At 60.0% G+C, this 24,970-nt stretch carries 30 protein-coding genes and 1 other RNA gene; 5 read left to right on the top strand and 26 right to left on the bottom strand.

Annotation, left to right across the window (positions count from 1 at the left end; translation table 11 throughout):
- Nucleotides 1-15 precede the first annotated feature (15 nt).
- The 11 genes from SH661x_RS21815 to SH661x_RS21865 all read right to left on the bottom strand — a co-directional run bounded on the left by SH661x_RS21815 (nucleotide 16) and on the right by SH661x_RS21865 (nucleotide 9,420).
- Nucleotides 16-711 (bottom strand): hypothetical protein, encoded by a 696-nt coding sequence (locus SH661x_RS21815; protein WP_437226017.1) that lies wholly within the window; start codon nucleotides 709-711, stop codon nucleotides 16-18.
- Between the two features lie 8 nt (nucleotides 712-719).
- Complete coding sequence (locus tag SH661x_RS21820) at nucleotides 720-1,043, bottom strand: hypothetical protein (protein WP_437226018.1); 324 nt, start codon at nucleotides 1,041-1,043, stop codon at nucleotides 720-722.
- 53 nt (nucleotides 1,044-1,096) lie between these two features.
- Entirely contained in the window at nucleotides 1,097-1,534 is a 438-nt protein-coding gene (locus SH661x_RS21825) for a hypothetical protein (RefSeq protein ID WP_437226020.1), read from the bottom strand.
- 87 nt (nucleotides 1,535-1,621) lie between these two features.
- Complete coding sequence (locus tag SH661x_RS21830; protein WP_437226022.1) at nucleotides 1,622-2,053, bottom strand: hypothetical protein; 432 nt, start codon at nucleotides 2,051-2,053, stop codon at nucleotides 1,622-1,624.
- Nucleotides 2,054-2,065: 12 nt separating this feature from the next.
- On the bottom strand, nucleotides 2,066-2,404 hold the full coding sequence (locus tag SH661x_RS21835) for a hypothetical protein (RefSeq protein ID WP_437226024.1): 339 nt from the start codon (nucleotides 2,402-2,404) through the stop codon (nucleotides 2,066-2,068).
- Nucleotides 2,405-2,476: 72 nt separating this feature from the next.
- Entirely contained in the window at nucleotides 2,477-2,818 is a 342-nt protein-coding gene (locus SH661x_RS21840; protein ID WP_437226026.1) for a DUF2190 family protein, read from the bottom strand.
- A 98-nt stretch (nucleotides 2,819-2,916) separates the two neighbouring features.
- Entirely contained in the window at nucleotides 2,917-5,097 is a 2,181-nt protein-coding gene (locus tag SH661x_RS21845; protein WP_437226028.1) for a phage major capsid protein, read from the bottom strand.
- Nucleotides 5,072-6,550, bottom strand: coding sequence for a phage portal protein (locus tag SH661x_RS21850; RefSeq protein ID WP_437226030.1), 1,479 nt, complete (start codon nucleotides 6,548-6,550; stop codon nucleotides 5,072-5,074). Before SH661x_RS21850 ends, SH661x_RS21845 begins: the two co-directional genes overlap by 26 nt.
- Before the next feature lie 68 nt (nucleotides 6,551-6,618).
- A complete protein-coding gene (locus SH661x_RS21855; protein ID WP_437226032.1) occupies nucleotides 6,619-6,819 on the bottom strand; it encodes a hypothetical protein in 201 nt (66 codons plus the stop codon).
- An 80-nt stretch (nucleotides 6,820-6,899) separates the two neighbouring features.
- A complete protein-coding gene (locus SH661x_RS21860; protein WP_437226034.1) occupies nucleotides 6,900-9,227 on the bottom strand; it encodes a terminase gpA endonuclease subunit in 2,328 nt (775 codons plus the stop codon).
- The gene (locus SH661x_RS21865; protein WP_437226036.1) at nucleotides 9,217-9,420 is read right to left on the bottom strand and encodes a hypothetical protein; all 204 of its coding nucleotides are present in this window, start codon (nucleotides 9,418-9,420) and stop codon (nucleotides 9,217-9,219) included. Before SH661x_RS21865 ends, SH661x_RS21860 begins: the two co-directional genes overlap by 11 nt.
- Before the next feature lie 126 nt (nucleotides 9,421-9,546).
- Between SH661x_RS21865 and SH661x_RS21870 the strand changes: the two genes are divergently transcribed.
- The 4 genes from SH661x_RS21870 to SH661x_RS21885 all read left to right on the top strand — a co-directional run bounded on the left by SH661x_RS21870 (nucleotide 9,547) and on the right by SH661x_RS21885 (nucleotide 10,836).
- Entirely contained in the window at nucleotides 9,547-9,741 is a 195-nt protein-coding gene (locus SH661x_RS21870; protein ID WP_437226038.1) for a hypothetical protein, read from the top strand.
- Between the two features lie 16 nt (nucleotides 9,742-9,757).
- Nucleotides 9,758-9,820: hammerhead ribozyme type II (locus SH661x_RS21875), an RNA gene on the top strand.
- Nucleotides 9,821-9,843: 23 nt separating this feature from the next.
- Nucleotides 9,844-10,539 carry a winged helix-turn-helix domain-containing protein gene (locus SH661x_RS21880; protein WP_437226040.1) on the top strand — a complete coding sequence of 232 codons (696 nt, stop codon included), beginning with the start codon at nucleotides 9,844-9,846 and terminating at the stop codon, nucleotides 10,537-10,539.
- Between the two features lie 9 nt (nucleotides 10,540-10,548).
- Nucleotides 10,549-10,836, top strand: a complete 288-nt coding sequence (locus tag SH661x_RS21885) for a hypothetical protein (RefSeq protein ID WP_437226042.1) — start codon at nucleotides 10,549-10,551, stop codon at nucleotides 10,834-10,836.
- A 78-nt stretch (nucleotides 10,837-10,914) separates the two neighbouring features.
- Here the strand turns inward: SH661x_RS21885 and SH661x_RS21890 are convergent, their stop codons facing one another.
- The 8 genes from SH661x_RS21890 to SH661x_RS21925 all read right to left on the bottom strand — a co-directional run bounded on the left by SH661x_RS21890 (nucleotide 10,915) and on the right by SH661x_RS21925 (nucleotide 17,896).
- Entirely contained in the window at nucleotides 10,915-12,240 is a 1,326-nt protein-coding gene (locus SH661x_RS21890; RefSeq protein ID WP_437226044.1) for a DNA modification methylase, read from the bottom strand.
- Nucleotides 12,241-12,269: 29 nt separating this feature from the next.
- Entirely contained in the window at nucleotides 12,270-12,608 is a 339-nt protein-coding gene (locus tag SH661x_RS21895) for a hypothetical protein (protein ID WP_437226046.1), read from the bottom strand.
- A 531-nt stretch (nucleotides 12,609-13,139) separates the two neighbouring features.
- Nucleotides 13,140-15,413, bottom strand: coding sequence for a bifunctional DNA primase/polymerase (locus SH661x_RS21900; protein ID WP_437226048.1), 2,274 nt, complete (start codon nucleotides 15,411-15,413; stop codon nucleotides 13,140-13,142).
- 19 nt (nucleotides 15,414-15,432) lie between these two features.
- Nucleotides 15,433-15,861 (bottom strand): dATP/dGTP diphosphohydrolase domain-containing protein, encoded by a 429-nt coding sequence (locus SH661x_RS21905; protein ID WP_437226050.1) that lies wholly within the window; start codon nucleotides 15,859-15,861, stop codon nucleotides 15,433-15,435.
- A gap of 277 nt (nucleotides 15,862-16,138) precedes the next feature.
- On the bottom strand, nucleotides 16,139-16,552 hold the full coding sequence (locus SH661x_RS21910) for a DUF7768 domain-containing protein (RefSeq protein ID WP_437226052.1): 414 nt from the start codon (nucleotides 16,550-16,552) through the stop codon (nucleotides 16,139-16,141).
- 32 nt (nucleotides 16,553-16,584) lie between these two features.
- Nucleotides 16,585-17,265: a metallophosphoesterase gene (locus SH661x_RS21915; protein ID WP_437226054.1), complete on the bottom strand. Its 681-nt coding sequence runs from the start codon at nucleotides 17,263-17,265 to the stop codon at nucleotides 16,585-16,587.
- A gap of 29 nt (nucleotides 17,266-17,294) precedes the next feature.
- A complete protein-coding gene (locus tag SH661x_RS21920; RefSeq protein WP_437226056.1) occupies nucleotides 17,295-17,630 on the bottom strand; it encodes a hypothetical protein in 336 nt (111 codons plus the stop codon).
- 68 nt (nucleotides 17,631-17,698) lie between these two features.
- Nucleotides 17,699-17,896, bottom strand: coding sequence for a hypothetical protein (locus tag SH661x_RS21925; RefSeq protein ID WP_437226058.1), 198 nt, complete (start codon nucleotides 17,894-17,896; stop codon nucleotides 17,699-17,701).
- Nucleotides 17,897-18,172: 276 nt separating this feature from the next.
- On the opposite strand from SH661x_RS21925, the gene SH661x_RS21930 reads away from it, so the two are divergent.
- Entirely contained in the window at nucleotides 18,173-19,660 is a 1,488-nt protein-coding gene (locus SH661x_RS21930) for a YecA family protein (RefSeq protein WP_437226060.1), read from the top strand.
- A gap of 73 nt (nucleotides 19,661-19,733) precedes the next feature.
- Here SH661x_RS21930 and SH661x_RS21935 read toward each other — a convergent pair whose 3' ends face one another.
- The 7 genes from SH661x_RS21935 to SH661x_RS21965 form a co-directional block, all read right to left on the bottom strand.
- Nucleotides 19,734-21,416 (bottom strand): DEAD/DEAH box helicase family protein, encoded by a 1,683-nt coding sequence (locus tag SH661x_RS21935; protein WP_437226062.1) that lies wholly within the window; start codon nucleotides 21,414-21,416, stop codon nucleotides 19,734-19,736.
- Nucleotides 21,417-21,418: 2 nt separating this feature from the next.
- Nucleotides 21,419-21,664, bottom strand: a complete 246-nt coding sequence (locus SH661x_RS21940) for a hypothetical protein (RefSeq protein WP_437231247.1) — start codon at nucleotides 21,662-21,664, stop codon at nucleotides 21,419-21,421.
- Nucleotides 21,571-22,152 carry a RusA family crossover junction endodeoxyribonuclease gene (locus tag SH661x_RS21945; protein WP_437226064.1) on the bottom strand — a complete coding sequence of 194 codons (582 nt, stop codon included), beginning with the start codon at nucleotides 22,150-22,152 and terminating at the stop codon, nucleotides 21,571-21,573. The genes SH661x_RS21940 and SH661x_RS21945 overlap by 94 nt, the downstream gene beginning before the upstream one ends.
- Nucleotides 22,153-22,181: 29 nt before the next feature.
- Nucleotides 22,182-22,670, bottom strand: a complete 489-nt coding sequence (locus SH661x_RS21950) for a DUF669 domain-containing protein (protein WP_437226066.1) — start codon at nucleotides 22,668-22,670, stop codon at nucleotides 22,182-22,184.
- Nucleotides 22,671-22,697: 27 nt separating this feature from the next.
- A complete protein-coding gene (locus tag SH661x_RS21955) occupies nucleotides 22,698-23,315 on the bottom strand; it encodes a helix-turn-helix domain-containing protein (protein WP_437226068.1) in 618 nt (205 codons plus the stop codon).
- Between the two features lie 76 nt (nucleotides 23,316-23,391).
- Nucleotides 23,392-24,147, bottom strand: coding sequence for an ATP-binding protein (locus tag SH661x_RS21960; protein ID WP_437226070.1), 756 nt, complete (start codon nucleotides 24,145-24,147; stop codon nucleotides 23,392-23,394).
- A gap of 50 nt (nucleotides 24,148-24,197) precedes the next feature.
- The gene (locus SH661x_RS21965) at nucleotides 24,198-24,749 is read right to left on the bottom strand and encodes an RNA polymerase sigma factor (RefSeq protein WP_437226072.1); all 552 of its coding nucleotides are present in this window, start codon (nucleotides 24,747-24,749) and stop codon (nucleotides 24,198-24,200) included.
- Between the last annotated feature and the right edge of the window lie 221 nt (nucleotides 24,750-24,970).

Below are 24,970 nucleotides of genomic sequence, written 5' to 3' on the forward strand. Positions count from 1 at the left end.
CTCCACGGAACCGAATCAACCATGACCTGCCTTTCCTGAAGTCTGGAGCCTGTCGCCTGAAGCCTGCGGGCCGAAGGTCCGCACGAATTGAAACGTCCCCTGATGAACCAGATCCCGCAGCAGGCAGGCGGGGTTGAACCGGGTCGGGTTCGAGCGGTTCATTCGCCCCAGCCGCATGCAGACAGCCGCGACCAGTTCCGAGCAGAACAGTTCGTTGAGGTCGGCGGAGGGGAGCAGCCGGGTCCGTTTGAACAGCCGGGTGCCGGAGAGGAGCGCTCCCCCCAGGTCGTAGGTCACTTCCTGGCCGATGAAATGCCGCACCAGAATGCGGGTCAGCAGATCGCTCTCCGCGTGAGACAACTTTTCGATTGGCGTGAGCCGGTATAGATCGACATGTCCGCCGGCAGCGACATAGTCCAGAATCCGGATTTCGGGCAGATGGGCCTGCACCCCCGAGGTTCGTCGACCGAGCACCACACAGGGGTGAAGGCACTGCGTGGTCGATTCGACCCAGATCATCCGGCCGTGGTATTCGCAGAGGACCGCCACATGGGAGGGCCCAATCCGCAATCGGGAGGGGGCCAGCAAAGAAGCGGTGCCGTAACGGATGACGCTGGCCGTCATTCCGGTGCCGTAACAGGCAGCGATATCCAAGGGCTGAAAATCAGGCCCCAGGCTCCTGGCGTCAGGCTCCAGAGGGTGTGGCATCATCGCAACTGTCATCGAGACTCCCTTCTTTCCGGGAGCCCGAAGCCCGAGGTCTGAAGCCTGTCAATCAGGTCATCGTGGCGGGCCAGACGGCGACGGATGTCTTCGAGTTCCGCTCCCCGCAGTTCGTTCTGCGCCCGGACTTCTGCTTTGATGGCGCTCACATCGGAACTCATCTGCCAGGCCCACAGGATCGCCCCGACGAAAATCACCGAGACCGTGAAACTCAGAAACGAGACGAACCACTTGGGAATGACAACATACCCATTGCCATTCATGCCTAAAGGTGTGAGGGGAACGGGATTCAGGAGATCGTTCGCGCGGTCGCTCTGCATGAATTGCCTTTGCTACAGCCTTCCGCCTTCAGCCTTTGATTGAAGCCGCAGGCCTACCTGACCGAATCGCGCCACAGGGCGGGGACTTTGGGGAGTTCCTGGCGAAACGCCGGTCCCATGTAGGGTCGAGCCTCGATCCTCACCTGCACCGGCTGACGACGGGGGAGATTGATGGTCGTGGTTCCGCCGTATTCCAGCGTGGTGGGGGCATTGGTTCCGGTGCTGAGCTGTGCTGGTCCGATCACGACCGAGCGGCGATCGGGATCGAACACGAAATAGATGTGCCGCTTGAGCAGCCCGGTCTGGTTGGTCGGGGATTCATCCCGATTCGACGGACGCTGACGGCGACGAATCCGCTGTTTGGCATCCTGCCGGACATAGGCGCCGAACCGGGACAGCACTCGCCGTTCCGCCCGGCTGACTTTCGAGAGTACTTTCTGCCGATCGAAGAACAGCTGCTTTGCCTGCGAAAGGCGGAGACCGATGAACATCGGGCTTCTGGCTCCAGACCTCAGGCTTCAGGGAGGATTCCATGCGTGACTTCACTTTTCTGGAGCCTGACGCCTGAAGCCTGGGGCCTACTCTCCAATCACTCGAAACGTGAGTGTCTGCACACTCGTGAACGTCCGCAGCTGATCAATGTGCTCGGGGGCGTAGATCGGTTTAAACTCGGTCTTCACCCAGATGGCGTTTGGAAAGCTGTCGAGACGTTTCCCGCGAAAGTGAACAGCAATCTCCTCAGCGAGGGCCAGCAGTGGATCGAGGTCTATATTGTCCTCACCGCTCAGTTTCTGCTGGACAGCGACATCGATCCCCACTTCCTGCTGCGTTTGACCGCGTGAAGCCGTGACCACCGACAGGCCACTCGGTACCACGGTCACTGTCAGCGTCTTGAGTTCCGCCAGTTCCACGCGTGGCAGATACGATCGCACCGCCGTGAACGGCAGACTGAATGTTGCAGCGTTCAGTTCGGAAACGATAGCGGCAGCAACTTGGGTGATGAGCATCATCGTCCTGGAGCCTCAAGCCTGCTTCGTGGTGATCCGAAATGTCTGGCGATACGGATCGGAATATCGCCAGTCCAGCACCTCGAACTCGCGATCCCCTTCATGGATCAGATCCCCACGCTCCGGTTCGGTCGCCTGTCCAGCAAACATCAGGTCCGCCACCAGGATCAGAAAATCGCGATCGGTGAACTCGATCCGGACAGTATGCCCATCATCGGTTTCGAACTTCGTGCGACCGATCGTGGCGAGTACGTCAATCGACGTTTCCCCGCGAACATAGGTCACACTCGTGGCCAGATGCCGAGTCCGCTGCTGTTCCAGCCAGGCGGACCCTTGAGAGAGAAGATCAGGCATCGGGCTTCAGTCCTCCGGCTTCAGGAAAAGGACCAGAACTCCTTAAGCCTGGAGCCCGGGGCCTGAAGTCCCTTACTGTGACATCCGCACGCGGACGGTGGCCTCATTATCCCCGGCAGCAGCAACCGTCTTGCCGATCAGCCTGTTGGCCCCGGATTCGCTGTCGGTCTTGGCCTCCGCATCCGCGACGTCCCAATAGACATTGACGCCGGCGGTGATCGCTGTGCTGGCCCCGGTCGCCTTGGGGAAGTCGAACACCCCGGCCACCGCGAGTGCTCCGAGGACCCCCGCTTTCAGATCGAGTCGGGCCACTCCGATCAGATCCCCCTGGACGATGACATCACCAGCGGCGATTTCCGCCCCAGGGACATAATCGATCGCGGCCCCTTCGTGAACAAACACTGCTTGTGCCATGAGGCCGGCTCCAGAATTGAGGCGTCAGGCTTCAGGAAGAAACGAGAAACAGCGACCACAGTCCTGAAGCCGGAAGCCTGTGGTCAGAAGCCTGATCCTCACGCGGCCCCTTTTGATTTGACCGCCGCCCGGTGATCCTGCATGGCGACTCCGAAATCGAAGTAACCCCGCCACTGCATGCCGAGCGTATTGAAATCGGTTTCTCCACTTTCAATCGTCGGCACCCGCTTGCCTCGCAGATACGCGATCTCCAGTGCGGCGACATCATTTGGCTGCGCCAGCAGATACCACGCGGTACTGCTGTGACCGGGCATCGACGTCACGCTGAGATACGGCGAGCAGATCGGCCGGAACTTCCCGGCATGTGGGTTGTTGACCGGCTTGGCCTTGTTATTGGCCGGCACCTGATTGAGTGGCAGTTCCTTGAATAGCTGCTCGGCCGTCACTTTCAGCGATGTCGGCACGAGGATGATCGCCGGCTGCACCAGGATCGGCTTCCCCTGGGAATCGACCCGATCCAGAAACATCTGCTCGGCGACCGTCAGCGACTCGATATCAAGAACGCTCTCCGCCCCCTCGAAGTAGTTCTTGTGATTCGTGGAGAAGAAGTTGTTCGGGTTCGACAGCAGCAGCGTGAACACCACTTCTTCCAGCGCCAGGGCAGACATCCGGCCAATGGCCCGCGGGATTTGCAGAAATGCCCCCAGGTCATCATTGATCATCATCTGCCGGGTGAGGGCGATCATCCGGCCCCAGGTCTCGATCTGGTTGGTATAAGCCTCTTCGTCCAGTCCGGCGTGCTTGATCTCCCCATCGGCCCCGACTTTCTGAAAGATGCCGGCAGCAGTCATGCGGTACCGGGTCACCTGTTTGAAATCGTTGACGTCGGTCGCTCCACAGATCTGGGTGGCGACCGCGTTTACCGCCTCGTAGGCGGCGAGCATCGTCTTCGAGGCGACGTTGGACAGAATCCCCGCCAGGCTGATCGTCGAGAACCCGCTCGATGCCTGGATCAGCCGGTCGTTGGCAATGAATGCCGCCCGGATCACATCGTTGTCGATCTTTCCCGGCCGGATATGCCCGCCGGTTGCCCGGATCACCTCGTACAGCAACATATGCAGGCTCGATCCCTGCAGTTCGCGGGAGGTCGCCTGGTTCATCACCCGCTCATCGTACCACTGGCCGACTCGTGACTCCGGCAGACCGGCGGTCATACAGAGCGCGGCTTCGAGGGAGGCCGCCCGACGACCACTGCCATCTTCACCGTAGATCGGCTGCACCTCCGCCCGTTCGGCTCGCAGCAGTTCGAGTTCGACTTTGGTCAGATCCCACCCCTCATCCACAGCGCGTGCCTCCAATTCGGGAAACTTTCCAGCGCACAGATTCGAGATGGCGGTGATTCGCTTCCGCTCGGTGGTCCACCGCTTTCGCAATTGGTCGATCGGATCGAGCGGTGGCGTGGAGGAGGCTTGAGACGCGAGGGGTGAGACCTGTGGATTCATGGGAGCAGCAACTCTCTCGTCAGCAGTGACGTTCTCCGATTCTTCCTCCTGAAGCCCGGAGCCTGACGCCTCAAGCCTCTCCCCGAACAGCGCCCGCAGGCTGGTAGACTGTTGTTCGCTCAGCGTGTTGATGTCAAAGCCCTGGGCCTGAACCCACTGTTCGAATTCCATCGATTGCACCTCGATACGATTGGATGAGACTGGAGAACCGGCAGCCATGCGGGCGATCGCCTGATCATCCGCTCCCAGCGCCACGAAACTGACTTCCCGCAACGTTGACTGCCGGGCCACATACAGCGGCCCCGTGAACTTGCGACCGTTGACCTCGACCGTTTCCCCCCGGTCCACGAACACCATCCGCTGCGCACTGGCCCCGATGGAAGCCTGCCAGGGGAACCCGTTGTCCCCGGACTCGCTCACCTCGCGGGCATGGTCGTTCGAGCCGGATACGATCCCCGCCAGACGAATCGAGGAACCGTTGATTTCGATGGTCTCGGTGTGCCCCACGATCCGGCCGCTGTCATGATCGCGGAGGATCGGTCGGCTTTTGGCCGGAATCCGCAGCCCGGAAAGATCCACCACCACCGGGAACGGAAAGTTGGCCAGCAGGAGTTTGCCACCGGTGTAAGCGGTCATGCTGAATCGACGCAGCTTGCGGGGTTCGCTCGATTCTGGATCGGTGGCTTCCAACCGGAAATCGCTCGTCCCGTGTGCTTCGATGATTCGGAAATCGGCCGGAAGTTGCCGAGGATCAGGCGGCAGGTTCGTGTTCGGCATGGTCGTCCTGTGCGAAGTCGTCGGTCTCGTCTTCCTCTCCTGAAGCCTGACGTCGGGAGCCTGACGCCTGTTTCAGTCCGAGTTGATTCATCAATTCCAGTTCTTTGGCCCGTTGACGCAGCTGCGTTTCCCAGTCGAGACCCCGCCGGGCGTATTCATCGGCATAGGTGGTGGTGTGATTCGCCAGTCGCAATGCCTGAGCACTTGATTCTTTCAGCGGATCGACATGTTCATGGCCGTCGAAGAACCAGGTGTGCTCCGCGAATCCGGCACTCACTTGATGGGGCAGATAGCCCGGAATCAGGGCCGCTTCCGCCAGCCAGGCGGCCAGAATCCGGTCCAGCACGACCGCTTCCAGATGGGCCTGCTCCACCCGGACCGCCTTGAAATACATCTGGTGATCGAGTCGGCCGGAGGCATAGTTGTAACCGGAGGAGTTCCCGGCCGAGATCGCAAACGGCATGTTCAGACAGCGGGCGATCTCGTTCAGGATTTCCTTTTTGAATTCGGCATAGGTGGTGGTGGGCTGAGCGGCCTCCAGCTGGTTCATCTTCCAGCCACCCGGCATCGTCATCAGCATCCCCCGCTCGAGTTCGATGAGATCCATCGGCTCGACCGAGTCGGCTTCGCCATTGGCAGGAGCATCGGTATACAGCACACCACCCGGAATCGCAGCAATCTCGGCAGCGGTGATCACTGCCAGGGTGTACCGCCGCAGATGGGCGAACAGCGGCAGCGCCGGGGTGATATCGGGGATTCCCCGTCCTTGGCCTGCGCGATCCCGACGGTAATAGTGAATCATGTTCCGGGCCGGAACCCGGATGTATTCCCCGTACAGCATCCCGCTCGGGTCGCCGGGATGCTGCCGAAGGAGATGATACTCGACCGGGTTGCCGAACCGGTCAAACGTGATCCCATCAATGGCGTTCGGTTCCGAACCGTACAGGTCCGGAGTCGTCACCTGATCCGCTTCGATCAAGTTCAGGTCAAGCTGGACCGGCGTTGGCAGCTTCGGGTTTGTGACCAGGGCAGCGAAGCCTTCGCCATCGGACGCTCTGGCCATCCGCAGAGTGCGGAGTTTTTCGGGGAGCCCCACCGTGCGGGACCACCGCATCCATTCCAGTTCGATCTGATGGTTCGCCTCCGAATTCCCGGTCAATATCTGGAGCCGGGGGCCGGTGCCGATCACATCATTCGCCAGTGTGAGGACAATCCCTCGGGCATAACTGTTGTTGGCCACTTCGTAACGGGCCCGGTTTCGCAGGAGGCGGCGGACATCCGGGCTGTTGGCGGCGTTGGCCGACAGGTTGTCGGCATGGGCCCAGTGCCGGCGATTTTCATCATTGGTGACGGCCGCATCGTACCGGGCGCGGATCAGTCGCAGGGCCTGGGCGACTGCGGGGGAGGGCTGTGATCTCCCCGATGGCAGAAGTTGACGCAGCCAGCCCAGCAAGGAGAGTCTCTCCAAAGAAGATCTGAGATCGCAGACCAGCAAGGTTGCGAAAGAATGAGGAGCCGGGATCAGGAAGCGCCCGGCGGTGCCATTTTTGTAAATCGCACACCGCGCGTGCGGGACTTCACCGCTCGTTTCGAAGCGAGAAAGCGGTCCGCTTCGATCTGATCCTTCAGGGAGTGTTGTTTCACGCTGCCCGAATCGCCACGGGCCTCAGCGGGGCCCTGGGCATTTTCGCGAATGGCTTGGTCGAGTGGCTGATTTTGCATGAGGACAAATTGTCCCTCCCTATATTATTTACGTTCCAAAAGGCAAAAAGTGGCGTCGATTTTTTGCCAAGATTTTTGAGTCACGCCCGGTTTCGCTCTCTTTTCAAGTCGGAGAGCTTAATGCGACCTGGCTTTACGCGGACAACGTTGTTTTGGTGTTCCGACAGATTCACTCCCAGGATCGACGCCCCGACAGCACAGCCCACCAGGCAGTCGAGCCAGTGGTTGTCGGGCTGGTTGGGGCGGGGTTTCCATTCGTCAACCGTGCGACCACGACCTTCCGTGCGCACACGGTATTCCGCAACCAGATGCTCGGCGAACAGACGGTGGGGTTCCGGTTTCTGGCCGAACAGGGAGAGCGAACCTTTGTCCGCGATCGCCACCGCCAATCTGGCGAACACGAACGACTTCCAGAAGTTCGTGTCGAACAGGGCATGCCGAACCGCCCGCTTGCCCATCACACCGGGAATACGCCAGTTGAGACCGACACGGTCCCCCGGCCGGCGTTTGTAGTCCGAGAACGGGAGGCTCGACGCCCCCACGAACCGGCCGTGGCTGGGCAGCAGCAACGCTGCGTGGGGCGACTGCCGGCAGAACTGGTAGACCACATCGGTCGATGTTCCCCAGTTGGCATCGACGAGGCAGCGTTCGATCCGCAGCGAGGCCCCATCCTCGCGCTGCCATTCTCGTGACAGCTGTTTGTCCGTGAGAGCCTGCAGCCCCGCATAGATCGCTCCTTCGAGACCAGTCCCTTCCGCGACCGTGGACAAAGTCTTCGTCACATCACGCAGCGAGAAGTACGCCCGCTGGGGATCGGGCCAGGCGCCGTAATCCAGAACCGCTCCACTGAACTCTTCCCCCCACGCACAGACCACATAGAACAGCAACTTCTGCTGCACATCGATGAACATCGTCAGGTGCTGGCAACCGAGCGGCACCCGTCCCTTCGGCAGTCCGTTCAGCTTGGCGGCAATTTGGTCGGCGGTCAGCTCGTTCTCATCGACCTCGACTTCCGGCAGCGGCTCGTTCTGGTATTCCGCCCAGAACGCCGCTTCATCCTGCAGCTTGAGGTTCATCGCATGCTGGATCGCCGACAGCTCATCATGGTTGAACCGCTCAGCCCAGGCGATCTTCGCACCAGCATCCATCTGCTCCTGATGCTGAGCGTAGAACTCCGTCGCTGCCGCGCCCCCATCCTCGTTCCGCAGCCCCTCCGCCCGAAGTTCGGCATAGCGATCCCACAGCTTGGTCTCGCTGGGGAACGCATACACCATCTTCGTGCGCTCCCCCTGCCAGGATGGATGGTGATCCCGATTGAGAATTCGGTCGGCCATGTCCCCCGGACGAATCACCGTGCAGGGCATAATCCCGGAGATCTTGTGTCCGGGCCCCGCCAGGCCCAGGACCGCCCCGGCCAGAATGCTCTCCCGCTGCTGGCACTGAGAGACCGAGCGGGCGGACTCATCGGTTTGCGGGTCATCGAGCACCACGAGGCTGGGCCGAACACTTTTCCCGTCCGGCCGCTTGAACTTCATCCCTCGGATGCGGCCGGTGATGCCGGCCACTTTGATAATCGCGCCGCTGGCCAGCGCCCGACCATCATCCCGAATCAAGGCACCGCGTGTTTCATCCTGGGACCAACCCCTGAGCTGCAACGTCGGCAGGACGATGTACTTCGCCGTCCAGCCAATATGGGTCCGGTCCCCGTGATACAGCTGCCCGTTGCAGCGGTTGGCGATCCCATCCAGCGACTGAATCGGATGGCAGACCTCCGGGTAATCGGCCAGCAGCAGTTCGTTGGCATCCAGTTCGGTCTTGATCGATTCGAGCATGTCCATCGCATGCCCTTCATCGGAGCCGATCAGACAGACGAACTCCCGATGACCGTTGAGCACCGCCCAGATGCAGGCGCACTCGCAGATGGTCGTCTTGCCCGATCCGCGGGGCATCGCCATCGCGAACAGGCCCCCCTGCAGCACTGCTTGCTCAATCTTTCGCAGCACCTTCCGATGGTCATCGGACCACGCCAGGTGGAATGACTGCGGAAAGTAGGCTTCGCAGAAGAACTGGAAGTTGGTCGCTGCGTTCAATCGCCGCGCGGGATCGGCGATCGCCGGCAGATCACCGATGTCCCGACCAGCCGCGGAGAGTTCCGCGCTGCGACGGGCGGCACGATCTTTGTGCTGCTCATACGACTCGGTCGTTTGCGGGGGTTTCGGGTTGTGTCGTTCCCAGGCCAGCCACGCGGTGTAGCGCACCAGGTCAACGCGGTTCCCATCACCGATCCGGAACCCGGCCCGCTGGCGATCGCGATAGAGCTGCCGCTCGCTGGTCACCTCACCCAGCGGCGTCGAGTTGAGCAGCCGGACCAGTTCGCTCGGCTTCAATTGTCGGGGGTCAATCGGCACGGCCACGCTCCCTCGAAAGCCACGCGGAGTACATCACCAGGTTGATCGTCCCATCTCCATTCGTCGGCGCACCGGCCGCGACGTCTGCTTCGATCTGCTCAACGCGAATCTGTCGCGCACCCGCCTTCGAGAGCAGCTGCGCGGCAGCGGGAATCGGGAGCGCCAGAGGGTTGATCGGGCCACGTTCGGACATGTCAAAAACCTGCTGAATTCCTGGGGAATCGCTGCGGAACCGAGTGGATGTCATTCCGCAGTCGAGGTAACTGATGTCCTGTCGACACCGCGATGCAAACCACGCCAGGCCAACGAAAGGACCACCATGAACACCAGCGACATTCACCAGACCGACAGCCGCGAACTCCGCCAGCTCGCCGATGGACTGAAGCACGATGCACAAGCGTTGTGGGACGCGGGGAACAAACCGGAAGCCATGAAGCTGTTCCGGCTATTCCAACGGATCGCCCGGGAACTCCACCGCCGTCGAAACCCGGCCAACGTGCATCTCTGGAACTGATGACTCGATCCACTTATGCCGAAACGCCCTCGGGCGTCGTCGCGGGGTGGTGCCCGCGGCCTGATGATGGCAGCCGACTATCACTAACACGGGAGTACGAACATGGCGACCAAAACCAAGTCCGCAAAGATCACGAGCGTCCGCAAGGGAGACATCTATGAAACGAACTCAGGTCAACTGATCGAGGTGACCAGCGGCCGCCTGCAGGATGAGGGGGAACACGGGTCTTCGTTCGAAGGCCGGACGATCGAGTTCAATCTGGAGACCGGCAACCCGAATCGTTCGAAGACGGCTGACCGGTTCTACCTGGATGAGCTGGCGAAGAAGCTCTCCAAGAAGGACTACGATGAATGGGTCGAGATCGGCCGCCGCGAAGCCGAGGCGCTGGTCGATGCCAACAACCCGCCAACGGAAGCAGAACCGGCTCAGCCCGCCACGAAGAAGCCCGGCAAGACCCGCAATGCGAAGACTGACGACAAACTCAGCCAGCTTGATGCGGCGGTCAAGGTGCTCTCCGAATCCGGCGAGCCGATGACCACGAAGGCGATGATCGAGGCGATGGCGGCCCAGGGGTACTGGACCAGCCCGGGCGGAGCGACCCCTTGGGCCACGCTGTATTCCGCGCTGATCCGCGAGATCGCCAACAAGGGAGACGAATCCCGGTTCACCAAGATCGACCGCGGTCAGTTCGCCCTGAACGGCGCGACCACGCCAGCACCGAAGGCCACGGGCAAGAAAGCCAAGCCCGCTGACGGCACGCCCGGCCCGAAGTCGGTCTCCGATCTCTTGAAGATGTGAGGTGACGCCATGACCAACCCCGAACTGAAGATTGCCGATGCGATTCGCGAGGTGACCATCGCGATGCAGAAGGCCATCGCCGATGGATACCGCTCACGCATGATCGATGCTGACGACCTGGTCGAGGTGCTACTGGCAATCGCCGACCGCCTCGACGCGCCGGTCGCGGACACGACGAACCAGGTTGCCTGTCCGTGTCCCGATTGCGGAATGGCTGACGCCGACCGGCTGGTCTGGCAGGATGACGAATTCGTCCGCTGCGACGCCTGCGGGACGATCTACGCACCAGACGCCTGAGCGCCGCAGCCACCGGGACTTCCCCGGCGACGCCCCACGATCAACCGTGCGGGCGTTCTCTCATTGGCGGCGTGGTAGTCACGCGGCAATCTTACCGGCGGAAACGCGTTCCGCTTTCTCACCAGTGAACTGCTCCCAGCGTTGAACAATCACATCGCAGTAGAGCGGGTCGAGTTCCATCAGGAATGCCCGCCGACCGGTTTGTTGGGCGGCGATGAGCGTCGATCCCGATCCGCCGAACAGGTCAAGGACGTTCTCGCCCGTGCGGGATGAGAACTGCAGCGCCCGCACGGCCAACTCCACCGGTTTCTCGGTCAGGTGGACCATGCTCTGAGGGTTCACCTTCTTCACGTGCCAGAGGTCGGTGGCGTTGTTCGGTCCGAAGAACTCGTGGGCGGCCCCTTCTTTCCAGCCGTAGAAGCACCATTCATGCGCGCCCATGAAATCTTTGCGGGTCAACACAGGATGCCGTTTGTCCCAGATGATCGCCTGGGAGAAGTACAGCCCGTGCTTCTTCAGGAACGGCGGGTAGTTCGCGCAGTTGGCGTAGCCGCCCCAGATGTAGAACCCTCGTCCCGGCACCAGCACGCGGGCGATGTTGCCGAACCAGGCATCGAGTAGACGGTCGAACTCGTCATCGGACACGAAGTCGTTGGCCAGTGGACGATCCTTGGCCCGCAGTTTCTTCTGCGTCGGTTTTGACTTTTCCGGATGCCGGGCGACGTCCATTTTCTGATGATGGGTCGTCCCCTGGAACGAGGACAGCCCGGCAGCAATGGCGTTATTCGACCGTGGTTCGACCTTCACATTGTACGGCGGATCGGTATTGCAAAGGTGGATCGGCTGGCCATCCAGCAACCGGTCGAGGTCGGCAGGCTTACTGCTGTCGCCGCAAAGCAGCCGATGCTCGCCCAGGATCCACAGATCGCCCGGCTTGGTGGTCGCTTCATCCGGAGGGGCGGGAATCTCGTCCGGATCGGTCATTCCCTCCTGCACGCCGGGATCGAGCAGCTTGGCGAGTTCATCCTGGTCGAACCCCAGCAGCCCGAGGTCGAAGTCCATCCCCTGCAACTCCGAGAGTTCGATCGGCAGCAGCTCCAAATTCCATTCGGCGATCTCGGCGGTCTTGTTGTCGGCGATCCGGAGCGCCTTGATCTTTTCCGGAGTCAGTCCCCGGGCGACATGCACCGGTACTTCGGAGAGGCCGAGTTTCTTCGCTGCCTTCAACCGGGTGTGGCCGATGATGACAATGCCCTTATCATCCACCACGATCGGCTGCCGGAACCCGAATTCCTGAATCGATCGGGCGACCGCCTCAACCGCATCGTCATTCAGTCGCGGGTTCTTGTCGTAGGGGATCAGGCGATCGATCAGCCAGGTTTCGACTTGCATCGTGGTTGTCATGATGGCTCCAAGTGGGAGAGAGGGATGGTTCAGGATTGGCGATCGAGCAGCGGGGCGTTGGCCCAGTTCAGGTTCAGGTCATCGATGGCCCCAGTTCCGCAATGCTCGTCAATCCAGGCGAGTCCACTTTTCGTGAGAGCGACCTGCCTAACCCGATCCCGATTCGGTTCCGTCAGCCGGCGGACCAGGCCGGCGCTGGCCAGTCGCCGTGTCCAGCGGGACCACCGGCTGCGATTTCGTGAGGTCGGACGCTGCCGAAACCAGGCCGCCGGTTCGTAGCGTGTGGGGCGACCGTCCGGAGTCCGGATGGCAATCGCCAGGAGCAGTTTCAACGCGACAGTGGGCCACTCGTGTTCGCTGGTTGCCACAGAATCTCCGTCGCAACGTCAGCCACCGGAACACGTTGCCATGCCCGGCCAAAAAATCCGGACAGTCGAAAGAAAGTCAGCCTAATTCGGCGACGGTTCCCCGTGGTGTAACCTCTTACCCTGTCGAGGGAAGGAACCATTGCATTTGACGTAAGTCCGCCTCTCGCCGTGGGCCACCCGATGGCCGTCAGTCGCGGCGGTGCGGAGATCCGGAATTCCTGGCGTTGACCGAAACCGAACGCGACACGGGCCAACGTGGGCGACCGGGTCGGCGAATGGGATGTCTCCCAGTGGTGCCGTCCGGATGGACTTCTTTCTTCTTTCACCCCTATCACGCGCACACGGGGGTTTGGGGGTCAAAAACCAGTGCGCGGGGGGATGGGGGTGAAAGAGAGAAAGAAGAAGAGATATGTGTATTTTTCCAGTATTTTCCAGCAAAACTTCTTTCACCCTTCGTTCACCTTCCTTCCCCCTCTTTCACCGCCAGCGCCGCGACTTCTTTCACCTTGCCCGACTTATTTCTCCCCCCCGTCAGGATGCCTCGATCAGCCGATAGACTCGGGATGGACGACCGGCGGTTGCCTGGTTCACAAGGATCACGTCCCCCTGCTCAATGAGCGTGTCCATCATTTTCTGGAACGATTGACCGTCCACCTTCATCCGTTTGAGCAGCACGCTGTGCGGGAGCGTGCCGTCAGGAGCCTCGCTGAGTTTCTGCTTCGCCTTGAGGCATTCGGCGTGGAACGGGTTGGCGGCGACGTGCCCTTGTGCCATGAACAGCATTCGCCGGGTCTGGTGCAGCATGAATCGCGTCGCCCAGCGTGCGGCGCTGGCGTCGATCTCCGGTTCACGATGGTTGACGCTGATTGCATAGATCAGCGCCAGTTTGCGGATGTGCTCGCTCGTTCGGCCCCAGACCGTGGTTCCGACTGGATCGCCGCGAGATTCCGCCAGCTTGTACTCGGCCTCGCACGCTTTGCGGGCGTCGATCAGCAGGGCCTTCGCGTCTTCGGTGTACGGGACGATCTTTGGCGTCGGATAGAACTTGTCCAGATTCCCTTTGCCGGGATTAAAGTTGGCCCAGTACTGCGCCGTTTCCTGAATGCGAGGCGTGGGATGGAAATCACCTGGTTCCTGCCCGTCGCCACGTTTGATGGCATCGACGATGATCGACCGAGCGAAGAAGCCGTTGGTCAGCATTCGCTCAGAGAGGGCCGAATAGTATTCGTTCGGGATGGCCGTGCCATAGATCACGAGGCAAGGCTGTTCGATGGTCTCTGCCGCCTGTTTGCCTGCCTTCTTCCGCACCGGGTAAAAACCATTCGCGCACGAGTACATCTTGAGCAGCGTGCCGAGAATGTTCTCATACCGGGCGTCCTTGGCCTTGTTGATCGACTGTAGCAGCCCATCGATCTCGTCCGTCTGAAACAGCATGCACGGGTTGTCGTTGAGGCTGTCCTGCAGACCTTCGCCCGAGGCAAAGCTCTCACCCAGCCCTTTCGTCAGGCCAACGGCATGCAGCGTGGCCGCGTTAACCTTGCGGGGAAACTCCTTGCCGGACGAGGCATACGCCAGACCGATGAGATACAGGTTCGTGCGGTTGTCTGCGGGATCGCGGACTTTGCGACCGCCCAGGAACGCCTGGAGGGCGACGGCGCCGCAAAACGCCAATGGCACATTCGGATACGGGGCTGCACCCAGCGACAGGTCCATCACTTCGGACACAAATCCCGGAATTCGCAGCAGTTCGTCGGGCAGCGGACCGGGATCGCCGGTGGACGATTCGCTCGGCTTATCATGATCTTGAACAACGACGATCGGCATGGACTTCGTGACATTGGTCACCTTCCCCACCAGCGCTGAAATATCCACGCTGGAATCGACCGGTTGCTCCCGTGCCTGATTCAGCAACCAACCCCGGGGCTGGCTGTGAGGTTTGGTCGCGGCGCTGGTGACCTTGTGCCGCAGTTCTTTTTCGGACCACGGTGGTTCGCAGCGCGGGTTGTAATGGTCCAGCAGAATTCTCAGCGCCCGTTCGGGATCGATCTCGAACCCGTGGACCAGGACCGTCGCGGCCGCGTATGTGGCGGCATGACCACCGTTGCCGCTGATGGCTGGCGGGAGTCTGTCGAGGTATGCCAACGCACGAGACTCAACGTCGCTCGATGTTTGGTGTTTGGTGATCCGGTCAGGGTGCGACCCTGTGTGCGCCACAGCATCGGTGCGACCGTTGCCCGAGGCAGCAACCGGATCAATGTCTCCGTGTCGGAGCCTGATGACTCGATTCGCCAGCGCCTCGACACAGGCTGCCAGCATTTCCGCTGGCACAACCGCTGGTTCGCCAGACAGGACATCGTATCGCTGGCCGGTGGGATGAATGCTCGGACCAACGACCGTCTGGCCGCCTGTTGACCGCAGTTCAACGATCATTTTCCGGTTTTGCGGATCACGATGTTGGGCTGTTTTCGCGTCGGCAGCGATGTACCACCAGTGCGAGTCGGCTGCACCAGCGCGGCCCGATTTGGCTGCCGTCGATGGCAGGTAGCTACTGGCGATCGCCCGTGCTTCGACACAGTCGAGATCGACATCGACCAGGTTGCCGGATGGCTCTCCGAGGATCAGTCCAACGTTCGCCGGTTGGTCGAAGTACGGATCAAGGTCAGCTTCGCCCAGTCGAAGTTGCTCCCACTCCTTGATAACGGGGCGTTTCTGTTTGTACGGAATCGGTACGACGCACCATCCGCGGCGCACGTATGCACGTGCGGCTTCCAGGGGCGTGACAGTATCGTGACCAGCCTGGCCCATCGTTCCCGTTGGTTCTCCGTTAGCGCAGGTGCGGAGGCGAAGTCAGGCTGACGGCCTGCGTGTGCTTCTGAATCAATTCGGCTCCCGGACCGGCAGGCGGCCGATCGTCAATGACATTCCCGGTGGCGATGGCATCGAGCAGGACGCCGAGACAGGCCCGTGCGTGGGCCAGATGCGAAACACCACTCTCGGGATCGTCATCCTGGCCATCGAGCCACTGTGCCAGATGACGCTTGGCAGCCGCGATGTAGACCGTGGCCCGGACTTTCGAAGTCCGCCAATTAAATTCTCCATATTTGCGGGCACCGAGTCCCATCACGACCGCTTCCAGGATCTCAGCTGCTGGGGGAATCAGGTGCAGCGGTGGTTTGCCGGCACCAACGCGATCTTTGGGATTCTCGTCAGCGTGTTCCGGATGGAAGATGCGGGGCAGATCGTGTTCGGTCATCAAGTTCGTATCCTCAACGGGAGCACACCTCGGGAAAGCAGCCCGAAACAGTTCAGCGCAGGCAAGCTCCCAGCAATCCTGGCAAAGCCGATGGCGACTGCCGATCGATTCGTATGGCTCAAACTCCACGCGGCACCGAATGCAGATTGTTGCCATCAGCCTTCCCCCGCGCTGCAGCGGCAGCAGAGATGGCAGCGGAAACAATCAGCGCATTCGGAGCTTCCGGAGTCACATTCCGTGCAATGGACGGTCGTCTGTTCGTTCAAGATCGGGCCTTTCAGTTGGCAAAGAAGTGCGTCAGTGCGGCGACGCAGTCAGCGGGATCAGCGGACCGGGGCCGGATCACCAGAATCGCCAGTTCATTGGCAAACGTGCATTCCTGTGTGGCACCATGGGAAAATCCAGGGACACGGAGCACCGCATCGCAGCGGGCCAGAAGATGACGGTCGTATTCCAACCAGGTTTCGTAGGGTTTTGGTGAGACGAGATGCCACGCCAGTGTGAGGTGTGGAATCAGCGGGGTGAATCCGGCGTGGAGCAGGGCATCGGCGATGCGGATCACCGCGTGCGTGTTCAGGACCGGGTCCGGCTCGGAGTACGGTGCCGCGATGTACACCAGAGGTGCAAGCTGGACGGCGGTCTTCAGCGGAACAACGCGAACGGGCTCGAGCACAGTCAACGCGAACATCATGCAGTGGTCCTTTGAGAAAACGGAAAGGTGACTCAGCGTGAATGCAGCAGCCACGGTTCGAAATACGCCTGCTTGCCGTTGAGCACGACGCCGCAGCCGAGAATTGGCTTGTGTGAAAATTTGCGGCCGTACTCGAACTGCATCCGGCTCGCATCAATGCCGCAACCGACGGAGAGCCCGAACACCCGGAATTCCGGGTTGGCCCACCAGCGGACGCCGGCCTGATTGTGAAAATGCCCGATGACCGTGGATCGAAAGTTGTCTTTCGCCTGTTGGAGTGCCGCATCCTGGCCACCGCGCCCGCTGTCACCGTGGGAATAGATGACCCCATCGATGATCAATTTGGTGAACCGGGGGTGAACGGTCCAATCGACCTCCCACATGTCGGCATAGTCACGGAGCAGTTCCGGCGGCAGGCCAGCCGTGACTGCTTGGCGTTCGGTCAGCGCATCGTGATTCCCGATCAGCCAGTCGGCCTTGGGGAACGCCTTTGTCAGTGATGCCACCTGCCGTTTCGCACGGGCGTACTCCAGCGTCGCGTTCCGCAGGCAGGGACTTTTCTCGTGGTAGGAAATGGACGCCCAGTCCACGAGATCACCGATGTGGACCACGCGGTTGATCGCGTACCGGTCAGCGATCCGCTGCAGAAAGTCCACGTACCCCGTGCGCATGCCGGGTGCGTGTGTGTCGCCGATAATCAGGACTCGGGCCATAACAGGCTCCAGACTTCAGGATCCAGACCTCAGGAATGCGATGCTTCGCTCGATGGAGCGGCAGCTCCACTGTCGCCTGAAGCCTGTCGCCTGGAGCCTTGGTGGATGCAGGCCATCACCTTCGGATCAGGATGGCCGTCGCGACGGAGGCGCTGCACGATCGCCAGCACCTTGGGGCGGTTGCGGTACCAGAACGCCTCATCGATGCCGTACAGCAGGCGGACGGATTCGGACAGCGCCGCTTTCTCCTCGTCCGTGGTCACGAGGTTGTACCGAATACGGGAATCGTCACGCGGGCCGCATTCGTGGGGGTCACCGCCAAAGCGAAGGTACGATCCACATTGCGGACATTCGTGGACGTTCATCGTCCAAAAATCGGGCATCAGTCACCGGGCAGCAGGTTGGTGAACAGAAGGTGCCGCCCGGCCGTGCATTAGAGAATGCGTCCGAGCAGGCTGGCCTTCATGGCGTCGATCGCCTGGCTGGCAATCAGGTGTTCTTCGATCAGAGCGTGATCGTGCGGACTGCCCATCTTGGCATCCGCGATCTCCAGCGATTCCGCGAGGACACTCAATCCCTCAATCGCCTTATAGTACGCCTCGCGAATCTCCTGCGCCCGGTGGGGGTCCATCGTCCGGAAGATGTCTCGCAGGTTCCGTTCGCGTTAGGTCTTGGTCTGGTCGGTCATCTTTGGCTCCGGTGCTGGTGGTTGGTCTTCACGTGACACATGGAGCCATGATTCCGGAGAGACATCAAGCGCTGTGGGCCAGCATTCCAGAGCAAACGTGCAATGAGACCGCGCCCGTTCACATTTCCGCCATCGTCGAGGACCAAGCAGCAAGAATTTGTCGAATCCCCAAAGTATGCGTAGACTTCTAACGTTCCCGAGAATCCATGGAGTGGGCCAATGTCAAATCCAATCGTAAAGTCAACCGGGTTGACTTCGTCAGAGCAGTATCTCGCGAAAATCTGCGAAAGGACTTTTCTCCGGCTGTGGAGTTATCCGAACCCGTATCGCAATCAAGGGGGGGGTAAGGAACTGTGCGACCTCCTGGTTGTTTGCGGGGATGATGTCATCATTTTCTCCGACAAATCTTGCGACTACCCTTCGACAGGAAAGCCCGACCTCGAGTGGTCTCGATGGTATCGGCGGGCAATCGAAAAGTCGGCACAGCAGATTTTTGGTGCTGAGCGATGGATTCGTGAACGTCCCGACCAAGTATTCTTGGATTGTGCATGTGATCGCGGACTGCCGATCGCACTTCCAACTGCGGAAACACTGAGAATCCATCGAGTTGTTGTCGCCCTCGGGGCTAAGTCACGTTGCAGGCAAGAACTTGGCGGGAGCGGTTCTCTCTGGCTCTTCCCAGATCTACGCGGGACGGACCATGTAGCTGTTGCTTCGGAAAATTTCAGACGTTTTCACATTGGAGGCATATGCCCGGAAAAGGGATTCGTACACGTTCTCGATGACGTGACTCTAGACATTATCCTTGGCGAACTCGACACAATCACAGATTTCACACGGTACCTGCGCTGGAAGGAAGATTACATTCAATCAAACAAGTTATTCCTTGCACAGGGTGAAGAAAATCTACTGGCCGCATATTTGAGCAGCGTGAACGACAAAGGCCAACACGACATCGTTCTGCCAACGTCAGACGGAAAGCTGCAAGTCGAAAAGAATCTTTGGGAGAGGACTCGTCAAAGCCCCGAGTACTTGCGGAAGAGAAAAGCCAATGAAGATAGCTATTTCTGGGACCGGGTTATCGACGATTTCGCGGATCACGTCCTTGCGGGTACGATCATTGGAGAAGCCGAATACACCATCAACACGCACGAAATGATCCTGAGGGTCTTGGCACGAGAATCGCGGCTCGATCGCAGGATGCTTGTTCTTTCTCTCAAGGATCACATCCTTCAGGCTGATCCGACAAAGATTTGTTGGAGAACTGTGCTGTCGGAGCACAGGCAACACACGGCATTCGTGTTCGGACTCTTCCCGCAAGATCAGCTTGAGGAAGAGGTTTACAGAAAATCTCGCTGCAAGATGATGCAAGCCTATTGCTACGTCCTTGGTGAGAGGAATCGCAAACTTCGAACGATCGTTGGCATGGCAACAGAGAGTCACTCCAATAATGGAGTTTCTGAGGATCTGGTGTTATTTTCATGTCCTGAAGTGTGGCCTGACGAGATGGTTCAAGAGGCCCGAAGGTTGAGTCAAGAATTGGGGATTCACGATCGAAGAAAGCAGACCAGACAGGGAGTTCACAGTAACGAATATCCTGAACCTCGGATGAATCGAGCACAGGTTGGACGGAAAGTCGGTCGCAACGAACTGTGCCCTTGTGGGAGTGGGGCAAAATACAAGAAGTGCTGTGGACGCACAGACTGACCGGCGGCCGTTTACCAGAACCTGCGTGATCACGACATGTGGCGGCAAGACTCGTTGGCCTGCTGTTGATACGTCAGAATGGAACATCGTCCAAATCGATCTCGGCCCAGATCGGGCTCGGTTCCGGCTTGGGGCCAAGTTTGCAGCTGTGAATTCGGTCGAACTTCTCGCCCGCGACGGAACGGACTGTCACAGATTCCGGATGTGCCAGCGCGCCGTTGTTGGCCAAGTCGCACGCCTGTTCGGCGGTGTCGGGGCAGGGGTCAGGTGAGCGAGCCCGCCACCATTGCTCGGCTTTGCGTCGCGCCCAGCCGGTGTGCTCAAAGCAGATCCATTCGCTCACCCTGTAATCAAGGCCGAGCCGATAATCGACCCGCAGCGTTCTGGGGGCAGACTCATCCGCGTTCTTTTTAATGTGGACGCTGTACACCGTGTCCCGGACTTCGAACTCTGTGTCGCTGACCTGTCCGGAGAGGACACCGGCGCTGGTCGCCTGGGATTCGTGTTTCTTCCGTTCCGGCGGTGGGAATTCGTGTCCGCACTGCGGACAGATGGAATACGCTGGTGCGATCAGTGCCCGACAGTTAGGACATTCCTTCGCCGGGGCGGGACCGTCACCATTGCCTCGCTTCTCAACGACCTGCAGCTGGTCAACCGGACCGTGCCGCAGCACATTGCCGCCGTAATCCAGAACCAGGCAGTTGGATTTTCCGGGATGCAGTCGGAACCCGCGGCCGACCATCTGATAATACAGTCCCGGCGACAGCGTGGGCCGCAGCAGGACGACACAATCCACATGGGGAGCATCAAACCCGGTCGTCAGGACATTGACGTTGCACAGGTATTTCAGCGGCGGCTGCCGAAACAGGCCCTTTGACTCGCCCCGGAACCGCTGCAGCAACTGATCCCGTTCGCCATCGGGGGTCTCGCCACAGACGAACCCGCATTCGATACTGTGCTTTTCCCTGAGGACCTCGCAGACGTGCCGAGCGTGTTGCACGCCGCTGGCAAAGATCAGGACCGATTTCCGGTCCCGCGTGATCTCGGCGATCTCGGCACACGCGGCTTCCACCAGGGCGGCATCGTCCATCGCCGCTTCCACTTCGCTGGCGACGAACTCCCCCGCACGAACGTGCAGCTGGCTGGTGTCCGCTTTGGCGATCCCGGCTTTGGAAATCAGCGGTGACAAAAATCCGTCGGCAATCAGCTGCCGGACACCAGCCTCGAAACAGACTGCATTGAGGAAATGATCGTCACGGCAAATGGGTCCAGCATCGAGCCGGAACGGCGTCGCCGTGAACCCCACGATGCGAACGTGCGGATTGAGGACTTTCGCATCGGCCAGAAACTGCCGATACATCCCTTCGCCATCGGCGGGAATCAGATGGCACTCATCCACGAGGATCAGATCGAATGCATCGAGATCGCAGGCCCGTTTATAGACCGACTGAACTCCCGCCACGATCACCGCGTGCTCGGTGTCCCGGCGTTTCAGACCGGCGGAGTAGACTCCGACTTTCAGATCCGGACAGACCAGTTTCAGCTTATCGACGGACTGCTGCAACAACTCCTTGACGTGCGCGAGAATCAGCACGCGACCATTCCAGGTCTGCACAGCATCGCGGCAGATGCTCGCCATGACGGGGGTTTTTCCGCCGCCCGTCGGGATCACGACGACTGGATTGTCATCGTGCTCCCGCAAGTGCCGGTAAACCGCCTCGACGGCCTGGTGCTGATAGGGGCGAAGTGAAAGCACGCTCAATAAACCTCATAGACCTTGATGCGGGGCTTGAACCGGCGACGGCGAGTTGGATCGGCCCACCAGTCCCAGAACTGGTCCTCGATCGCGTCGAGAATCAGGTCGCAGACTTCGTCGGGCGAGCAGGCTTCGTCCGTCCCTTCCGAAGTGGTCATCTTGAACAGGAAGTCGTGTTCGAATCCGAGTTCATCGGGATCAAACTCATCGACTTCCTCGAATTCTTCGAGCGGGACAATGCTGGGCATGGCGGATCGACTTTGTGATCGGGGATGTACAGGGCGATCTGAATCTCGGCGCGAGGCTCGGTGGACTTGTCGTGCATCTCGACGACGCCTCTCTTGATCTGGCTGTCGTCAGCGAAGACGCCGGCGTGCTGGCACGCGTCCCACAGGGCCTTGTGAAAATTGTCCCAATCCCTTCGGCGGCGATCGGGGGGATAGAGATCCAACTGGACCTGGAGTGGGCCAGAAAGAGGCTGGCCGACCCGCCCCGCGAGGAGAGCGCAGACCGCTTCGCGGTACTGTCTCCCTTCGCGGCTGAGGAGCGTGCGATAGCCAACATGCCGGTAATACCGGTTGACGCTCGGCGGGAACGGCAGCACAAACCGAAGCACGGCTACCGCATCTGTCGCACTGTGAGGCAAGGACATAGCGATGTCCCCAGTCGACAGGAGAGGGATGAGTCGTGAGGGATGAGGTGATGAGGAAGAATCGGACATACTGACTTTCCTCATGACTCAAGCCTCAATCCTCACCCCTCCAGTCACGCCCGTTTCCACGGCGGCCCGCCGTGGGCGGATTGTGCCTGCGCACCGCTTCGCGGAGCTCCGGCGGGGGGCGTGGTGTTCTGCGCCACAGCATCACGCTTCTTGTAACTCTTGATGACGTTCGTCAGTTCCTCGGTATCGTCCCGCTTCTTGCAAGCGACCTTGGCCACGAGCGACAGATCGTGCAGTTCGCAACTGTCCTTGGGCTGCAGCACCCCGACCGCTCGGCAGATCGCCGACAATGTTCCCTTGGCAATCTTGACCGTGGTCTCGTTGGCATTGTTCAGATTGAGCCGGTCCCACAGTTTGCGTCCCTGGTACGGTCCCTCGATCACCTGCAATTCAAGTTCGAGATAGGCACCGTCACCCGCCTTCGTCGGCTTCATCTCTGACGTCGTGATGATGCAGAGGTAATCCCCGTTGGGAATTGGATCGAATGAGTCATTCGGTTCCACAGTCTGGGCATCGAAGTTCAATGCTGCCATGAGAATTCTCCTGTTGAAGTAATTGACTTACGTGACCTCGACCCACGTTCTCCCGGCCTTGATGGCCCAGACCGTGGCATGGCAGACATTGAAGCGTCTGCCGATTTCCCGTTGTGGAACGCCTTCATCCAGGAGTTTCCGGATGGCGATGACGTCATCAGGCGTGACACGTGTGTAGTTCCTGAGAGGAGACCCCCTTGGCCGTTTGTTGCGATTGTTTTCACTCGCCGTCACGAACCGGCAATTCTCAGGGCTGTATCCCAGGTCGTTGTCGATCCGATCCAACTGCAGTCCGGGGCGATATCCGTTCTGAACTGCCCACTGCTCGAAGGCGCTGAAGCTGTCACGCCATTCCTTACAGACAGTAATCCCGCGAGCTCCGTAAAAGGCGTAGTTGTCATGACACGGGGAATGACAACGGCCTTTCATCCCGACGTAGGTTGAGTAGAGCCGGTGCGACTTCTGCTGACGTCGGCGATACCATTCGCCGTTCTTGGAGCTGTTGCATTCCCGGCATTTGGAGTCGCGCCCGTCCTTTCGTAGGCGATGCCGATTGAATGCGGACAGCGGCTTCGTTTGATTGCAGATCGAGCAGGTCTTCACATGCGGGGTCGGATCGTCTTCGCTTTGGTCAACGACCGCCATGTGAAGGTCCTTGAGTTTGAGGTTGAAGGCTCTGTCAGTGCGCAGCGGTGGCGCGGTTCATCAACGGAAGTGCAAATCAAGCGGTATGTCCGAGATGCTCGGCGTAGACCCGGAAATCGAGCGGCATCTCTTCCGGCAGGCTCATCCGGTTCTTCGCCATGTGCGCCGGGCGTTCCGTGGTGCGGATGATCCGGTCGCCAGTGCCGATGCCACGGGTTCGCGTTTTGTCAAACCCCTCCTCGGTCTGCTTGGTGTGGACCTTGTAGGTCGCGAACAGCACCTCATCACACCATTCTTGAATCAGCGCGGAGGCGTGCTTGTTGAGGCGGGGCGAGTACCGGTCGTAAGCATCGGTTTCGGGATTCTCGAACCGTTCGATCTTGGCGTGGGCAATCAGGATCACCATCATGCTGCGCTCGCTCCGGAGGGCGTTCAGGCCATCGAGAACTTCTCGCCACGGTTCCAGGGCATACGTGTAACCCTTGGCGAATCCGTAGTCCTCAATCGAAGAGATGTCGCGTCCGCGATCCGTCGTCGGCCGCCGGCGGATGACTTCCTTCCAGATCAGTTGTTCCAGCCAATCGGCCGAATCCACAACGACCGTCTGGAAATCATGAGCCTCCGAATACAGTGCCATGACGGCTGCCATGACATCATCGAACGATTCCGCCAGCGGGAATCGGGCCGCTTCGAGATTCCCGAGTCCATCCTCCGTCTGGATGAACACCGGCTGGGGAGCCATCGCTCCGAACGTCGATTTCCCGATGCCGTGGACCCCGTACAGCATGACCCGTCTGGGAGATGCCTGCCTGCCCGTCTGAATGCGACTCATCAGTTCCATTGAATGACCTTGTGAAGAATGGGAATCGGGAAGGGTGAGAATCAGGCGTCGCCGTAACCGGCCCTTTCAAAGGCCTCGCGAATCACCTGCAGGCGATTGCGAACGGTCCGTCGTGACAGCCCGAGACGACGGGCGACCTCGCACACGTTGCCCGTCTTCAGCTCGCGAGCGGTTTCTTGGATCTCGGGCGGCAGCCGCGACAGCACAAGTTCGACATCGAGAGACAATTCCATCGCGGGAGCCGGGTCCGGCTGGATGCATCCCGCCGGCAGCGATTCGTCTTCGTCGTTGAGCAATTCCTCGATCGGAAGCCCCTCCGTCGGGACCGCTTCAAGCCGGCGCTGCTGTTCGCGAATCAGATCCGCCACGGTCCGGCCGATTGCCCAGGAGATAAACTCCGTGGGCGAGCATTCCGCCGGGTTGAACTTCGGCCAGCGCTCCAACAGCGACAGCAGCAGTTGCTGCTCAATGTCGTCTTGATCCGATGACGTGAATCCGAAATGGCCGACCAGCTCCCGGGATTTCTTCTTGGCGTACCAGGTGGCGTAGCACGTTCCCTGGGTGTGCGGGTGTCCAAATGGCGATGACGGCATCGAGTCCCCCTGTGGGATTGGGTTCTGCCGCCCCAGCACTGGCGAGGCACGTCATCAGCGGGAGACGTCCATCAGCCGGAAACTGTCGTGCTCTGGTTGTCGCGGTAAGCGACTCGCGGCCTACACAAAGTTATTAGCCGCTCGCAAGACTGATTTTCGAACTTTCCACCAAAGTCACATTGGATTCCATATTGGGGACATGTCCCCAATGTGGACGCAAT

The organism is Planctomicrobium stercoris, assembly GCF_051465655.1.
Taxonomy (GTDB): domain Bacteria; phylum Planctomycetota; class Planctomycetia; order Planctomycetales; family Planctomycetaceae; genus Planctomicrobium.

Excerpts from the sequence above, each read along its gene's own strand:
- SH661x_RS21870 (WP_437226038.1), top strand. The coding sequence starts at position 9,547 with ATGAACACCAGCGACATTCACCAGACCGACAGCCGCGAACTCCGCCAG.
- SH661x_RS21835 (WP_437226024.1), bottom strand. The coding sequence starts at position 2,404 with ATGCCTGATCTTCTCTCTCAAGGGTCCGCCTGGCTGGAACAGCAGCGG.
- SH661x_RS21820 (WP_437226018.1), bottom strand. The coding sequence starts at position 1,043 with ATGCAGAGCGACCGCGCGAACGATCTCCTGAATCCCGTTCCCCTCACA.
- SH661x_RS21855 (WP_437226032.1), bottom strand. The coding sequence starts at position 6,819 with ATGCAAAATCAGCCACTCGACCAAGCCATTCGCGAAAATGCCCAGGGC.
- SH661x_RS21880 (WP_437226040.1), top strand. The coding sequence starts at position 9,844 with ATGGCGACCAAAACCAAGTCCGCAAAGATCACGAGCGTCCGCAAGGGA.
- SH661x_RS21910 (WP_437226052.1), bottom strand. The coding sequence starts at position 16,552 with ATGATGTTCGCGTTGACTGTGCTCGAGCCCGTTCGCGTTGTTCCGCTG.
- SH661x_RS21945 (WP_437226064.1), bottom strand. The coding sequence starts at position 22,152 with ATGAGGAAAGTCAGTATGTCCGATTCTTCCTCATCACCTCATCCCTCA.
- SH661x_RS21960 (WP_437226070.1), bottom strand. The coding sequence starts at position 24,147 with ATGAGTCGCATTCAGACGGGCAGGCAGGCATCTCCCAGACGGGTCATG.
- SH661x_RS21905 (WP_437226050.1), bottom strand. The coding sequence starts at position 15,861 with ATGACCGAACACGATCTGCCCCGCATCTTCCATCCGGAACACGCTGAC.
- SH661x_RS21830 (WP_437226022.1), bottom strand. The coding sequence starts at position 2,053 with ATGATGCTCATCACCCAAGTTGCTGCCGCTATCGTTTCCGAACTGAAC.
- SH661x_RS21965 (WP_437226072.1), bottom strand. The coding sequence starts at position 24,749 with ATGCCGTCATCGCCATTTGGACACCCGCACACCCAGGGAACGTGCTAC.
- SH661x_RS21890 (WP_437226044.1), bottom strand. The coding sequence starts at position 12,240 with ATGACAACCACGATGCAAGTCGAAACCTGGCTGATCGATCGCCTGATC.
- SH661x_RS21955 (WP_437226068.1), bottom strand. The coding sequence starts at position 23,315 with ATGGCGGTCGTTGACCAAAGCGAAGACGATCCGACCCCGCATGTGAAG.
- SH661x_RS21930 (WP_437226060.1), top strand. The coding sequence starts at position 18,173 with ATGTCAAATCCAATCGTAAAGTCAACCGGGTTGACTTCGTCAGAGCAG.
- SH661x_RS21920 (WP_437226056.1), bottom strand. The coding sequence starts at position 17,630 with ATGAACGTCCACGAATGTCCGCAATGTGGATCGTACCTTCGCTTTGGC.
- SH661x_RS21915 (WP_437226054.1), bottom strand. The coding sequence starts at position 17,265 with ATGGCCCGAGTCCTGATTATCGGCGACACACACGCACCCGGCATGCGC.
- SH661x_RS21845 (WP_437226028.1), bottom strand. The coding sequence starts at position 5,097 with ATGCCGAACACGAACCTGCCGCCTGATCCTCGGCAACTTCCGGCCGAT.
- SH661x_RS21900 (WP_437226048.1), bottom strand. The coding sequence starts at position 15,413 with ATGGGCCAGGCTGGTCACGATACTGTCACGCCCCTGGAAGCCGCACGT.
- SH661x_RS21825 (WP_437226020.1), bottom strand. The coding sequence starts at position 1,534 with ATGTTCATCGGTCTCCGCCTTTCGCAGGCAAAGCAGCTGTTCTTCGAT.
- SH661x_RS21925 (WP_437226058.1), bottom strand. The coding sequence starts at position 17,896 with ATGGACCCCCACCGGGCGCAGGAGATTCGCGAGGCGTACTATAAGGCG.
- SH661x_RS21865 (WP_437226036.1), bottom strand. The coding sequence starts at position 9,420 with ATGTCCGAACGTGGCCCGATCAACCCTCTGGCGCTCCCGATTCCCGCT.
- SH661x_RS21950 (WP_437226066.1), bottom strand. The coding sequence starts at position 22,670 with ATGGCAGCATTGAACTTCGATGCCCAGACTGTGGAACCGAATGACTCA.
- SH661x_RS21815 (WP_437226017.1), bottom strand. The coding sequence starts at position 711 with ATGATGCCACACCCTCTGGAGCCTGACGCCAGGAGCCTGGGGCCTGAT.
- SH661x_RS21940 (WP_437231247.1), bottom strand. The coding sequence starts at position 21,664 with ATGCCCAGCATTGTCCCGCTCGAAGAATTCGAGGAAGTCGATGAGTTT.
- SH661x_RS21840 (WP_437226026.1), bottom strand. The coding sequence starts at position 2,818 with ATGGCACAAGCAGTGTTTGTTCACGAAGGGGCCGCGATCGATTATGTC.
- SH661x_RS21885 (WP_437226042.1), top strand. The coding sequence starts at position 10,549 with ATGACCAACCCCGAACTGAAGATTGCCGATGCGATTCGCGAGGTGACC.